Consider the following 14,112-nt stretch of genomic DNA (forward strand, 5'->3'; position numbering starts at 1 on the left):
AAAAATAAGAATGGGAGGCAAGCCTCCCACGTAAATATTGCTGATAAGGATCGCACAAGTTGATTATAAAATAAATCGACTCAGATCTTCATCTGCTACAAGCTCATCCAGATGCTGTTTCACATATTCTGCATCAATCAATATAGATTGACCTTGTCGTTCGCTTGCATCGTAGGAAATTTCTTCCATTAAGCGTTCTAAAACAGTATGTAAACGACGAGCGCCGATATTTTCGGTCGTTTCATTCACACGCCATGCTGATTCAGCAATTTTACGAATACCATCTTCAGTAAAGCTAATAGAAACCCCTTCGGTTGCCATTAAAGCTTCATACTGTTTTGTTAACGATGCATTAGGCTCTGTAAGAATACGCTCAAAATCTTCTGCTGTCAGCGCTTGAAGTTCAACGCGAATTGGCAGACGTCCTTGTAATTCAGGAATTAAATCAGAAGGACTGGAAACTTGGAAAGCACCTGACGCAATAAACAGGATATGGTCTGTTTTTACCATACCGTGTTTTGTTGAAACTGTACAACCTTCAACCAGAGGTAAGAGGTCACGTTGTACACCCTCACGAGAAACATCAGGGCCAGAACTTTGTCCACCACGTTTACAGATTTTGTCTACTTCATCAATAAAGACAATACCGTGTTGCTCTACCGCATCAATAGCTTGTTGTTTAAGCTCTTCAGGATTAACTAATTTAGCTGCTTCTTCTTCAACAATAAGCTTAAACGCATCTTTGATTTTCATCTTACGCGCTTTTTGTTTCTGCCCAGCTAAATTTTGGAACATAGATTGTAATTGGTTTGTCATCTCTTCCATTCCTGGAGGAGCCATGATTTCAACACCCATTGGTGTTGCAGATAACTCAATTTCAATCTCTTTATCGTCTAATTGACCCTCACGTAATTTTTTACGGAAAGATTGACGAGCAGCTGAAGGTTCAGAGGCTTGCTCTGTAACACCCCAGTTATTTTTTGCAGGAGGAATAAGTGTATCAAGAATGCGTTCTTCAGCCATTTCCTCAGCACGGAAACGATTTTTATCAATCGCTTGGCTACGCACCATTTTGACTGCAGAGTCGGTTAAGTCACGGATAATAGAATCGACTTCTTTACCTACATAACCCACTTCGGTGAATTTAGTTGCTTCTACTTTGATGAAAGGTGCATTGGCTAATTTTGCTAAACGACGTGCAATTTCAGTTTTACCTACACCAGTAGGCCCAATCATCAGAATATTTTTAGGTGTTACTTCATGGCGCAGCGCTTCGTCGAGCTGCATACGACGCCAGCGGTTACGTAGGGCGATTGCCACAGCACGTTTCGCTTTATCTTGACCAATAATAAATCTATCAAGTTCGCTGGCTATTTCGCGAGGAGTCATTTCAGACATGCTCTCAAATCCTTACTCTTTTGAAGAGAGTTCTTCAAAGTTGACATTATGGTTAGTGTAAATACAAATATCTCCAGCGATGCTCAGCGCTTTTTCAGCGATTTCGCGTGCAGAAAGTTCAGTATTTTCTAGCATGGCTCTTGCCGCTGCTTGTGCATAAGGGCCACCAGAGCCGATAGCAATTAAATCGTTTTCTGGTTGAACAACATCACCGTTACCCGTGATGATAAGAGATGTGCTTTCATCCGCAACAGCAAGTAGTGCTTCTAATTTGCGCAGCATTCTGTCTGTACGCCAATCTTTTGCGAGCTCTACCGCAGCTTTGGTTAAATGCCCTTGGTGAAGTTCTAATTTGCGTTCAAACAGTTCAAAAAGAGTAAAAGCATCAGCAGTGCCGCCAGCAAATCCCGCAATGACTTTGTCGTTATAAAGACGGCGTACTTTGCGAACATTGCCTTTCATGACGGTATTACCCATCGTCGCCTGTCCATCACCACCGATTACAACTTGGCCCTTACGGCGAACACTTACGATTGTAGTCATGAGTCAGCCCCTGGTTTAATCAATAAAAATGAGACGGGAAGTGCTTATATTTGAAATACAGCACTGCCCGTTATGTGAATTAGAATTATAGGTGGGGGAGAAAATTTATTTTTCAACCCCCAGAAGAGCGAAGAATACAACCAGATACGCCAGCACCCGCGGCTTGTCTATTTACTGAATTGGCTTGTTCTTTACTGTAAGGGCCTGATAATACACGTATCCAGCCATCATTACCTTTTGTTACACGACTTTCAACGCCAGAAAAAGCCAGTGTTGCTCTTACTGATTCGGCTTGTTCTGTATTTTTAAATGAGCCACATTGCACTAAAAAGTTTGCTTCAGTAACCGCCGGTTTAGGTGGTGTAACAACAGCAGGTGCAGGCACTTGCTCCGGTTGAGCCTGTATTGGTTGTTGAACAACAGAAGGCTGGGTTGTTGCTGGTGGTGTTATTCTCACTTGCGAGCGCGGAACTTCCCCATTGTAAGGAACTTCAGGTAACTGAACCGCGGGTTGACGTTTATCTGCTTCAATTTGTTGCAAAAATCTCAGTTGTTCAGGTGAAAGTGTTGCTTTCGGATTAATCTGGCTACCTGAAGAGGAAGATTCGGGCAATAAAGGTGTACCCACCTGACGATTTTCCAGTTCTTTAATGTACTGCCAACGCTCTTGCGGCTTAGGCGGTAAACTATTCGCTGGATGCTGCCCTGTGATTGCAGGTGCTGTTTCTACGACTTCTTTTTTATTATGCGTAATAAAATAGAGGCCACCGATAAACAGCGCCACAATTGCGATTGCCGCGATAAGTGTTGTCAAAGGCAGCCCTTTAGCAGCCTTTTTACTTTTACTTTTCGTTGTTTTTTTACGACGAGCAGATGTCTGCCCTCGTCCCACATAGTCTCGTTGTGCCACAGTTCGATTCGCTGATAATTAAAGGAATAGGTATCACAAACGATATGTTACTTAACATAGTGTGTTTTGCCTAGCTTTTAAGCTGATAGACACTATCTCTTATAATTAGCTCACAATCTAATAAGCGAGAACCGGGTGCGACAGGTCTACCTTGTAATTGGTCGAGCAACAACAACATAGATTGGCGTCCAATTTCATAACGAGGTTGTTCCATCGTTGTTAGTGCGGGTTCGCTGTAACGTGTGATATCAAGATTATCAAAACCAATAACAGAGAGATCTTTTGGGAGTTCTAACCCTAGCTTTTTCGCCTGCCACATAACGCCAATCGCCATAATATCACTATGGCAAAACACAGCAGTCGGTGGTTCTGGTAAAGAAATCAGTTTTTTCAGACTTTCTGCACCACTTTCATGGGTAAAATCACCACGAATAATATAATCTTCACGTAAAGGAACACCTGTTCTACGCATAGCTTGAATATAGCCTTGTAAGCGATAACGGCATAAAGGCATATCTTCTGGGCCCGTAATACAAGCAATACGCTTATGACCCATTTGCTGTAAATAGTGCGTTGCCCTAAAAGAGGCAGTGAGATTATCTATATGAACAGTAGGCAGCTCAAGTTCAGGTGCAAACTCATTTGCCATGATCATTGGAGGTAGGTTTTTCTGCTCTTCTTTGGAAACATCGAAAGGAATGTGTGAACCAAGTAGTAACATACCATCAATTTGTTTGGTGATAATGAGATTAATAAATGCATTTTCGTGTTTTTGCTGATGCTTACAATCACCAATAAGAACGAGATAACCATGTTGTGCAGCCGTTTCTTCAATGCCACACACAACATCAGTAAAAAAGGGATCACTGATGTTAGGGACGATCACAAGGATCGTTTTTGACTCATTGCGCTTAAGATTTTTTGACAGGTTATGTGGGTAATAGCCCACGTCAAGAACAGCCTGTTCAACTTTCTGACGGGTTTGTGAGGATACTTTTTCCGGATTCATTAAAGTACGTGACACGGTTGCTGTGGACACGCCGGCTGCAAGGGCAACATCTTTCATTGTTGCTTGCGTATTATCTTTATTATTCTGTTGCAAACCCCATACCTCCCTTTTGGATGGTTTAGTTAAACGATTGCTTTTTTATTTGTAAAAAAACCGCCGGTGCTCAAAAAAAAGATTTTATCGACGGTTTTAATTCGAGAAATATTCTAAATTGTTATTCTACCCGCTTTTTAAATAGATACTGTTACCTAGTTTGCATAAAAAGTGTGATACCAATCGTTTTTATGAGTTAGTTCGCAAAATTGATAAATAGTCTTGGACTGTAACTAGAATTTAATCAGAATTTTATTATCAACATAAATTTGGCTGAAATATATTCAAATAGACATAAAAAGACGATTAACAATCTGTTGGGTCAACATCAATATTCCATTTCACTTTCTTACTCTCAGGTAACGCCACAATTTGAGGATAAGTAACAGACATTAATTTTTGTAAATAACCCCGCGAAGGATGTTGTAGTAATAATTGCCAACGATAGTTTCCTCCGCGTTTAGCTTGAATAGCAGGAACAGGCCCCATAACCCATAAATTGGGATCTCGCATTGGATGCTGTTCAAAAAACTGTTTGAGTTGCCGTAAAAATTGAGGCGCACGTTGGTTATTATGATCTTCTGAGCGGATCATGATATGGCTGGAATAAGGCGGTAAGAAGGTGGCTTGTCGCTCTTGTAAAGCTTCTTTGGTAAAAGCATCATAGCCTTTTTCTAATAGCGTTAACAAAAGAGGGTGGTCAGGTTGGTGTGTTTGTAAATATACAGCGCCTTGCTTACCAGCTCGGCCAGCGCGACCTGATACTTGTGTGTAAAGCTGGGCAAAGCGTTCGGCCGCACGGAAATCACTGGAGAACAGAGCGCCATCAACATCCAGCAAAGCCACTAAAGTCACATCGGGAAAATGATGCCCTTTGGCCAGCATTTGTGTACCAATAAGAATGCGGGAGCCACCTTGGTAAATATCTTCAAGTTGTTGTTCTAAAGCCCCTTTACGGCTAGTGGTATCTTTATCAATTCGAGTTACAGGTGTATCAGGAAATAACTCACCAATCCCTTGTTCAAGTTGCTCTGTTCCTAGCCCTACAGGCATTAAATTAGTTGAACCACATTGTGGGCATTGGGCTGGAATTCGTCGTTGACTATCACATTGATGGCAACGCAACATACCATGCTTTTGATGTAGCGTGTAATAGTGATCACACCGAGGACATTCTGCTATCCACCCACACTCATGACATAACAATGCGGGGGAAAACCCACGACGATTTAAAAAGAGCATGGCTTGGTTCCCTGCATTAAGATGCTCTTTTATCGCTTTAATAAGGATAGGAGACAGCCCGGTTGTGAGTGGTTGCCCTTTTAAATCAATCAAGTGTTCGGTTGCTGGCTTCGCATTGCCTGCTCGTTGGGTGAGTGTTAACTGCTGATATTTTTTTTGTTCAACATTAAAACTGGTTTCAATTGATGGCGTTGCTGTTCCCATTACGATAGGAATATTTTCTTGTTTTGCACGAAATACGGCTAAATCACGAGCATGGTAACGCCAACCATCTTGTTGTTTATAAGAGCTGTCGTGCTCTTCATCGATAATAATAATGCCAAGATGTTGAAAAGGAGTAAGAAGTGCTGAACGTGTGCCAATAATAATAGCATTATCACCACGCTTGGCGCGCAACCAAACGGCTAAACGTTCTGTATCATTTAATCCAGAATGCAAAACATCTACAGGGGCATTAAAACGTGCTTTAAAACGACGAATAGTTTGAGGCGTTAAGCCAATTTCAGGCACAAGAACTAAGGCTTGCTTACCTTGTGCGAGAATTTTTTCTAATACACTTAAATAAACTTCTGTTTTGCCTGAACCGGTGATCCCTAATAATAGCCAAGGTGAGAATTGATCAGCTTGAGCCGTAATGGCACCAACTGCGATAGCTTGTTCGGTATTTAATTTAAATCGTTCACCTTGTACTGCAAAATCATTGTGCCAATATATGGGGGCCGGTTGTATTGGGCGTAAGTCCGCAAACTCTTTCTTTTTTAGGTTATTGAGTGTTGCTGTGGTGATATCGAATTCATCAAGCTGATGGCGATATAAAGGTGTACGACGAAGTGCGGCTAAGGCTTGTTGCTGTTTTTTCGCCCCTTTTAAACTGTTAAGGTCGATATTCGCTCCCTCTTTTGTGGCATACCATTGCCATAACGGAGTAAATTCAGCCGGCTTGCCTTGCCGTAACAAAATGGGCATGGCATGAAATAATACTTCCCCTAAAGGGTAGTGATAATATGCTGAAGCCCAATTTAACATATCCCACAGAACACCCGGGAAAAGTGTTTCAGTGTCGAGAATTTCCTCAATAGGTTTTAGCTTTTCGATAGGAAACTCACTGTGTGTGCTGAGCCCTTTGACAATACCTAGAGAACGGCGTTTATTCCCAAAAGGAACAATCACCCGATTGCCAATAACAGGCGTATTGATCTCTTCTGGTAACAGATAATCAAAGGAGGAGAACAGTGGTACAGGTAAAATTACCTGAACTATAGTCATATCAGGGTTTCCGAGTATTTTTGCGAAAAGGTAGCGTTAAGAATATCACAAAAAGTGTGCAGATTTCATTGCGCGTTTAGTGGATATTCTGTATGATCCGCCCCCTTTGGTAGATAAATTACCAGACACTTAATTTCAATCAACACGACGTGTGGTGTTCGGCTGTGGGCTGAATGGCGACACGGCCTTAGTAGAGGTTTTCCATGAAAAAAGATATCCATCCTAAATACGAAGAAATTACTGCATCTTGTTCTTGCGGTAACGTTATGAAAATCAACTCCACTGCAGGTCATAACCTGAATCTGGACGTTTGTGATAAATGCCACCCATTCTATACTGGTAAACAACGTGATGTTGCAACCGGTGGTCGTGTTGATCTGTTCAACAAACGTTTCAAAATCCCAGGCAGCAAATAAGATATTTGTTGTCACAAGATATCAGCAATGCCTAGTATCTTGCGGACAGTTTGGAATTGAAGAAAAGCCCAAAGTTTTTGCTTTGGGCTTTTTTTATGGGCAACGTTTTCTCTTTTTAAATAATGGTTGTTGAGAGTGACAAGCTAGATTACAACTGATAAGTTATCTATTCATAAATCTATTCATAAATCTATTCATAAAGTAACTAATGTTATGACAACACGCTCTGAAGTGATACGGCAAATACTACGTGATGGCCCTAAATCATCAAGGCAACTGACTGATATAATTAATGTTAGTCAGCCAACGTTATCACGGGCATTAAATGCGTTAGGTGACGATATTGTTAGAATTGGCTCGGGAGCTTCTATTCAATATGCTTTGCGTGATAGTTTCCGTGGGTTCAATTCTGTACCTATTTATCGCATAAATGAAGAAGGTAAAGTCAAACCTCTAGGTAAATTAACGCCAGTTTATTCAGAAGGCTTTGTTATGGAGCGAATAGATAATGTGAGTCTTCATAGCGAAGGTTTGCCGTGGTGGTTATTGGATATGCGTCCCCAAGGATATCTTGGGAGAGCTTATGCTTCTGCCTATTCGGCTGAGCTTGGTTTACCTCACAATCCAGAGCGTTGGTCTGATACAGATATAATTAGAGCATTACTGACTCATGGACATGATGTAGTGGGAAATCTGCTAATAGGAGAGCAGGCAAGAGATCAATTTTTGGGTATGCAGACACCAAAAATTGTTGAACGTGCTAAAGCGTATCCTATATTAGCGCGAACCGTTAGTTCGGGAGAAGATCCTGGTTCATCCGCTGGTGGGGAGCAACCCAAATTTTGCACCTATACAGATAAAGGCCATGTTATCGTAAAATTTACGGCTTCTGATGATAACGCTGTTAGTGAGCGTTGGCGTGATCTGCTTCAATCTGAGCATCTGGTATTAAAAGTACTTGGCGTTGAAACAGAGGTGTTTGATTTTGAAGGGCAACGCTTTCTTGAAATCCCACGATTTGACCGTGTAGGTCCATTAGGTCGTATAGGACTTTTTTCTTTACAAGCACTAGATGTTGAGTTTATAGGACGAGCAAGAGAGCCTTGGCCTGTGTTAGTTAATGAGCTAATTAAACAAAAACATGTTCATCCTGATGCTGCAATTAGCACAGTACGTCGCTGGGCATTTGGTATGTTAATTGGGAATACTGATATGCACCATGGCAACTTATCGTTTATCAGTAGCCATGGTCGCCCATATGCGCTTTCACCTGCCTACGATATTTTACCAATGGGATTTGCGCCTAAGTCTGGTGGTGAAATAGTTAATACGCTTCGCCCAGTAACATTACTTGATGGGATCAGTGGTGAAATCTGGCAGGAATGTTTAGAGTTAGCCGAGCAGTTTTATACTTTAGCTAATAGCTGTAATTGTTTTTCCGATAATTTTTCGCCATGCCTTAAAGCATTACGTAGTCATCTTGATGAAGCAAGTTCGCGTATATCTCGCCTAGGATAATGACAAATAGACTTAAAAAAATTAAGTTAAGATAATGCATTGCTGTGTTTGACGCAGATAACTGATGGGAAAAATCTTCGATGTATATCTAAATAACCCCCTTCGAGTAAAACCAAGGGGGTTGTCATAATCTGAAGCCCAAAGTTTTTGCTTTGGGCTTTTTTGTTCGTGTTAATCAAGCAATGAGTCAATAAATCGACGCTGATTAATACTCCCAAGTATCGGGATCAACCCCGTGCTGGCGCATTATTTCTTTTGCCTCTTCAGGGATTTCATCGTTACGCTCTTTACGTAAGTCTTCATCATTTGGGAGAGGCTGTCCGGTAAATGCGTGCAAAAATGCTTCACACAATAATTCACTATTGGTTGCATGTTTTAGGTTATTAACCTGACGGCGAGTGCGTTCATCGGTCAAAATTTTCAACACTTTCAATGGAATTGAAACTGTGATTTTTTTAACTTGCTCACTCTTTTTGCCATGCTCAGCGTAAGGGCTGATATATTCACCGTTCCATTCAGCCATGGATTACCTTTATTAATATCATTTAGTTGAAGTCAGAATAGGGTTAACCCACATTCTGATGGGCAATACCAGTTTATCATGACTTTTCTAAAACCACCGACTCTTCTGATTGAAGGTGAGAGAAAAAGTGATAGTTACTGGTGATATCCTTAATTCGGCTATTATTCCATTACTTAATCTATCCGTAAAGGAGTTTAGATGTCTAGATGTATTGACGTCTTGGTGTCTAATTAGATATGCTGTTGTCGACTTCCCCACTTATCGCTGTGACAAGGTGCCTGTATGACGAAGAAAACAGCAACAATTGCTATCCATAATGGGCTAAATGAAGACTCACAATTTGGTTGTGTAGTACCGCCTATCTATCTTTCTAGTACCTATAATTTTTTAGAATTTAATCAGCCTCGCGAACATGATTATTCTCGCCGTGGCAATCCTACCCGCGATATGGTGCAAAAAGCATTAGCTGAATTAGAAGGTGGTTTAGGCGCAGTTGTCACCAGTAGTGGAATGTCAGCAATTCATTTAATTTGCACAGTTTTTCTTAAGCCAGATGATGTCATTGTTGCACCTCATGACTGCTATGGGGGAAGCTATCGTCTATTTAACAGCCAACAAGAACGTGGAGCTTATCGTGTTATTTTTGTTGATCAAAATGATGATGTCGCATTACAACAAGCCTTAGCTCATAAGCCTAAAATTGTTTTTATTGAGACACCTAGCAATCCATTATTAAGAATAACGGATATTCGAAAGATCAGTGAATTAGCTCACCAACAAGGGGCATTAGTGGTGGCGGATAACACCTTTATGAGCCCGGTTTTACAACAACCTTTGACCTTGGGAGCCGATATCGTTGTGCATTCCTGTACAAAATATCTTAATGGACATTCTGATATTGTGGCAGGTGTTGTTATCTGTCAGAGTCAGAAATTGCTTGAGGAGTTAAGCTGGTGGGCAAATAATATCGGTGTTACATCTGGCGCGTTTGATAGCTATTTATTATTACGAGGTATAAGAACACTCGTGCCACGAATTCGACTACAACAAGAAAATGCACAGGCATTAGTGGCATTTTTACAGACACAACCTTTAGTCGATAAAATATATTACCCCGCACTGGAAAATCATGCAGGCCATCAAATAGCAAAAAAACAGCAGCAAGGTTTCGGTGCGATGTTAAGTTTTGAGTTAAAAGGAGGATTGGCGGTGATTAAACTCTTTTTATCTCAATTAACACTCTTTACACTGGCAGAATCTTTAGGTGGGGTAGAAACCTTAATTTGTCACCCTGCCACGATGACACATGCAGGTATGTCAGAAGAGGCGAAAAAAATAGCGGGGATCAGTCCCTCATTACTTCGGATCTCTGTAGGCATTGAAGATAGTCAGGATTTAATTAACGATTTGCAAAGTGCGTTTGATGCAGCAACTAAAAGGTAACCATGGATCATGAGCGTAGTGGCAATTAAACAACAGGCGGAACCGATTTGCCGCCAGTTACATAAATTCGGTGGTAGCAGTCTTGCAGACATAAAATGTTATCAACGTGTCGTGAATATCATGACAAACTATAGCCAACCTAATGATCTTATGGTGGTTTCAGCTGCAGGATCAACAACTAATCAGCTAATTAGCTGGCTCAAACTGAGTCAAAGTGATCGCATTTCAGCGCATCAAGTTCAGCAAACATTACGACGTTACCAATTATCCTTAATTGAAGGACTTCTTTCAAAAGAGAATGCAGAGCTTCTCTCTCAAGCCTTTATTGCTGATCTCGAACGTTTGAGTTATTTGCTTGATAAGCCTATTACAGATGCGACTTATGCCGAAGTTGTCGGTCATGGTGAAATTTGGTCTGCGAAATTAATGGCAAAATTACTGACTGAACAAGGTTTACCGAGTGTTTGGTTAGATGCCCGTGAGTTTTTGTGTGCAGAAAGAGCCGCACAACCTCAAGTGAACGAAACGTTATCTCGGCCATTATTGCAATCACTATTAGCCAAGCACCCTGAAAGTCGTTTTGTAGTAACGGGTTTTATTAGTCGTAACCAACAAGGTGAAACAGTTTTATTGGGTCGTAACGGCAGTGACTATTCAGCGACACAAGTCGGTGCGTTAGCTGATGTCGGAAAAGTGACAATTTGGAGTGATGTTGCGGGGGTATACAGCGCTGACCCACGTAAAGTTAAAGATGCCTGCTTATTGCCTTTATTACGCTTAGATGAAGCCAGTGAATTGGCGCGTTTAGCCGCCCCAGTTTTACATACACGTACATTGCAACCCGTATCAGGTAGTAACATTGATTTGCAACTTCGCTGTAGTTATCAACCAGAGCAGGGTTCTACTCGCATAGAACGTGTTTTAGCATCAGGAACTGGCGCGAAGATAGTCACAAGCCATGACGATGTTTGTTTAATTGAGCTACAACTCTCATCCCATCAAAACTTTGAGCAAGTAGTAAAAGATGTTGATGAATTACTTAAGCGTGCGCAAATTCGTCCTTTAGCAATTGGCGTGGATAAAGACAGTCAACTTTTACAACTTTGTTATACCAGTGAAGTGGCTAACAGTGCTTTAGATGTATTACAAGATGCGGTTTTGCCGGGTAAATTACATTTACGTGAAGGGTTCTCTTTAGTGGCGTTAGTTGGTGCGGGTGTGTGTAAAAATCCACTGCATTGCCATCGTTTTTATCAGCAACTTAAAGATCAGCCGGTTGAATTTATTTGGCATGCTGAAGATAACATCAGCTTAGTCGCTGTATTGCGCAATTATACTGAGCATCTATTACAAGGTTTACACCAAACTTTATTTAGAGCCGAAAAACAAATTGGTTTAGTGCTGTTTGGTAAAGGAAATATTGGCTCTCGTTGGTTAGAGCTTTTTGCTCGAGAACAAGAGCCGTTATCTGCACGCAGTGATTTTGAATTTATTCTTGCTGGTGTCGTTGATAGTCGCCGTAGTTTACTTGATTATCAAGGTATTGATCCTAGTCGAGCATTGGCTTTCTTTGATGAAGAATCAACAGAACATACTGAAGAATCACTTTATCTTTGGATGAGAGCACACCCTTATGATGATTTAGTGGTTGTTGATATTACAGCGAATGAATCCCTTGCTACATCTTATGAAGATTTTGCCAGCTATGGTTTTCATGTTATTAGCGCTAATAAAATTGCAGGCTCTGCATCAAGTTTACGCTATCGCACCACACGAGACGCCTTCTCTAAAACTGGCCGTCATTGGTTATATAATGCCACTGTAGGCGCAGGTTTACCGATTAACCATACAGTGCGCGATTTACGTGAAAGTGGCGATTCCATTTTATCAATTAGTGGTATTTTTTCAGGTACATTATCGTGGTTATTCTTACAATTTGATGGCTCTGTGCCGTTTAGTGAATTGGTAGAACAAGCATGGCAACAAGGGTTAACGGAGCCTGATCCGCGAATTGATTTATCAGGACAAGATGTAATGCGTAAGCTGGTTATTCTTGCTCGTGAAGCAGGTTATGACATCGAACCAGAGCAAGTACGAGTTGAATCTTTAGTGCCTGTACAAGCTGAAACGGGTTCGTTAGAAGAGTTCTTTGATAACAGCGCGTTGATCAATGAACAAATGGCACAGCGATTAGCGGCTGCCAATGAAATGGATATGGTATTGCGATATATCGCGCGTTTTGATGCCAATGGAAAAGCCAAAGTGGGAGTGGAAGCAGTGAGAAAAGATCATCCACTGGCATCATTGTTACCCGGAGATAATTTGTTTGCGATTGAAAGTCGTTGGTATCGTGATAACCCATTAGTAATTAGAGGTCCCGGCGCGGGGCGCGATGTGACTGCCGGTGCTATTCAGTCTGATCTCAATCGTCTTTCTCAATTATTGTAAAACGATATTTTCTTTTTAATCAAAACTATCAGTGATTTTTTTATTGCTGATAGTTTTCTGTGTATTTTTTTCTCTTCTATACTGAAAAAGATCATTATTAATTTGTGTAGATAGAGAGGAAATATGAATAGAGTTGTAGAAAAATGGATGTATCGCTCTCGTTGGTTATTTGCACCTGTTTATATCGGTTTATCGCTTGGATTATTGGCATTGACGATCAAGTTTTTTCAGTCAATGTACGAGATCTTGCCTAATATTTTTGCCTTATCTGAAGCTGATTTAGTTTTACGTTTATTATCGCTAATTGATTTGGCATTAGTGGGTGGGTTATTGATAATGGTAATTTTCTCAGGTTATGAGAATTTTATTACCAATATGGAAATCGAAGGTGCGAAGGATAAACTCTCTTGGTTAGGTAATATGGATGCAGAATCGCTGAAAAATAAAGTTGCTGCTTCTATTGTTGCTATCTCTTCTATTCATTTATTAGGGGTTTTTATGGACTTAAAAAATATCCCTGATAACAAGTTACTATGGTATGTGGTGCTACATCTGACTTTTGTTTTTTCCGCTTTTGTGATGGGATATTTAGAGAAGATCTCTAAACGAAGCAAGCGGGCGAATAAAACCAATTAAGAGTGATAAAATGAGAGCTACAACACGTCGTTATTTTTAACCTTGGCTATACTTAAATCATCTCTAGTCAGAAAGGAGCGATTAATGTCAAAAATTGAAAAACATGTTGATCAGCTAAAAGATAAAGCGACGGAGGTGAAGCATCGGACAGAAGAAGAATTATCTGAAGTTGCCCACGATATAAAACATGGTGCATCTGATCTTAAAGAAAACGTAGAAAAAAAGATTGATTCATTGAAAAAATGAATATGCTATTTGTTAACACAAGGCGCTGCATAGTCAGCGCCTTTTCTATTTAACAGGTATTGATATTGTGAAATAGGAGAAAAGACACCAGACAAATTATCAATATTAAAAAAAATCATCTAAATTTTTCGCCAGATAAATTTTTACGTATCCTCCCCTTTCTAGTAAAAAACTCTTCTTAGTAGATAAGAAACGAAAAAATGTCCTTATTCTTAGCAAAATTGAGCCAAAACAACACGAATATTAGCCATTCTTATAAGACTAAAGCCGTAATTAAATTTCAGAAAAATCCCCCAAAACGATTATTTTCTGATATGAATAGTAGGCTAAGTAAAAAAAGCAGTGTGGCTTATCACAAAAATCAAAATAAAGTCACATTAGAAATGAAAGTTAATTACACAACTGGGAGGACATGACTTTT

12 protein-coding genes are annotated in these 14,112 nt (G+C 40.4%); 6 read left to right on the top strand and 6 right to left on the bottom strand.

Features of this window, described 5'->3' with window-relative positions:
- Positions 1-63 precede the first annotated feature (63 nt).
- The 5 genes from hslU to priA all read right to left on the bottom strand — a co-directional run bounded on the left by hslU (position 64) and on the right by priA (position 6,461).
- Positions 64-1,398 (bottom strand): HslU--HslV peptidase ATPase subunit, encoded by a 1,335-nt coding sequence (gene hslU / locus JEP40_RS04505; RefSeq protein ID WP_198622639.1) that lies wholly within the window; start codon positions 1,396-1,398, stop codon positions 64-66.
- Between the two features lie 12 nt (positions 1,399-1,410).
- Complete coding sequence (hslV, locus tag JEP40_RS04510) at positions 1,411-1,941, bottom strand: ATP-dependent protease subunit HslV (RefSeq protein ID WP_165121928.1); 531 nt, start codon at positions 1,939-1,941, stop codon at positions 1,411-1,413.
- A 112-nt stretch (positions 1,942-2,053) separates the two neighbouring features.
- On the bottom strand, positions 2,054-2,851 hold the full coding sequence (locus tag JEP40_RS04515) for an SPOR domain-containing protein (protein WP_198622640.1): 798 nt from the start codon (positions 2,849-2,851) through the stop codon (positions 2,054-2,056).
- A 70-nt stretch (positions 2,852-2,921) separates the two neighbouring features.
- A complete protein-coding gene (cytR, locus tag JEP40_RS04520; RefSeq protein WP_198622641.1) occupies positions 2,922-3,953 on the bottom strand; it encodes a DNA-binding transcriptional regulator CytR in 1,032 nt (343 codons plus the stop codon).
- A gap of 306 nt (positions 3,954-4,259) precedes the next feature.
- Positions 4,260-6,461, bottom strand: a complete 2,202-nt coding sequence (gene priA / locus JEP40_RS04525) for a primosomal protein N' (RefSeq protein ID WP_198622642.1) — start codon at positions 6,459-6,461, stop codon at positions 4,260-4,262.
- A gap of 203 nt (positions 6,462-6,664) precedes the next feature.
- Between priA and rpmE the strand changes: the two genes are divergently transcribed.
- Complete coding sequence (rpmE, locus tag JEP40_RS04530) at positions 6,665-6,877, top strand: 50S ribosomal protein L31 (protein WP_151436601.1); 213 nt, start codon at positions 6,665-6,667, stop codon at positions 6,875-6,877.
- 213 nt (positions 6,878-7,090) lie between these two features.
- Positions 7,091-8,395, top strand: coding sequence for a type II toxin-antitoxin system HipA family toxin YjjJ (yjjJ, locus tag JEP40_RS04535; RefSeq protein WP_198622643.1), 1,305 nt, complete (start codon positions 7,091-7,093; stop codon positions 8,393-8,395).
- 205 nt (positions 8,396-8,600) lie between these two features.
- Here the strand turns inward: yjjJ and metJ are convergent, their stop codons facing one another.
- Entirely contained in the window at positions 8,601-8,918 is a 318-nt protein-coding gene (gene metJ, locus JEP40_RS04540) for a met regulon transcriptional regulator MetJ (protein WP_036933283.1), read from the bottom strand.
- 282 nt (positions 8,919-9,200) lie between these two features.
- On the opposite strand from metJ, the gene metB reads away from it, so the two are divergent.
- From metB to JEP40_RS04560, 4 genes are all read left to right on the top strand, one after another.
- On the top strand, positions 9,201-10,361 hold the full coding sequence (metB, locus tag JEP40_RS04545) for a cystathionine gamma-synthase (protein WP_198622644.1): 1,161 nt from the start codon (positions 9,201-9,203) through the stop codon (positions 10,359-10,361).
- Positions 10,362-10,370: 9 nt separating this feature from the next.
- On the top strand, positions 10,371-12,809 hold the full coding sequence (locus JEP40_RS04550; protein ID WP_198622645.1) for a bifunctional aspartate kinase/homoserine dehydrogenase II: 2,439 nt from the start codon (positions 10,371-10,373) through the stop codon (positions 12,807-12,809).
- Between the two features lie 123 nt (positions 12,810-12,932).
- Positions 12,933-13,445: a TIGR00645 family protein gene (locus JEP40_RS04555; protein WP_198622646.1), complete on the top strand. Its 513-nt coding sequence runs from the start codon at positions 12,933-12,935 to the stop codon at positions 13,443-13,445.
- Between the two features lie 84 nt (positions 13,446-13,529).
- Positions 13,530-13,691: a YtxH domain-containing protein gene (locus JEP40_RS04560; RefSeq protein WP_198622647.1), complete on the top strand. Its 162-nt coding sequence runs from the start codon at positions 13,530-13,532 to the stop codon at positions 13,689-13,691.
- Positions 13,692-14,112: the final 421 nt, after the last annotated feature.

This window comes from Proteus vulgaris (assembly GCF_016239305.1).
In the GTDB taxonomy this organism is placed as follows: Bacteria; Pseudomonadota; Gammaproteobacteria; order Enterobacterales; family Enterobacteriaceae; genus Proteus; species Proteus vulgaris_C.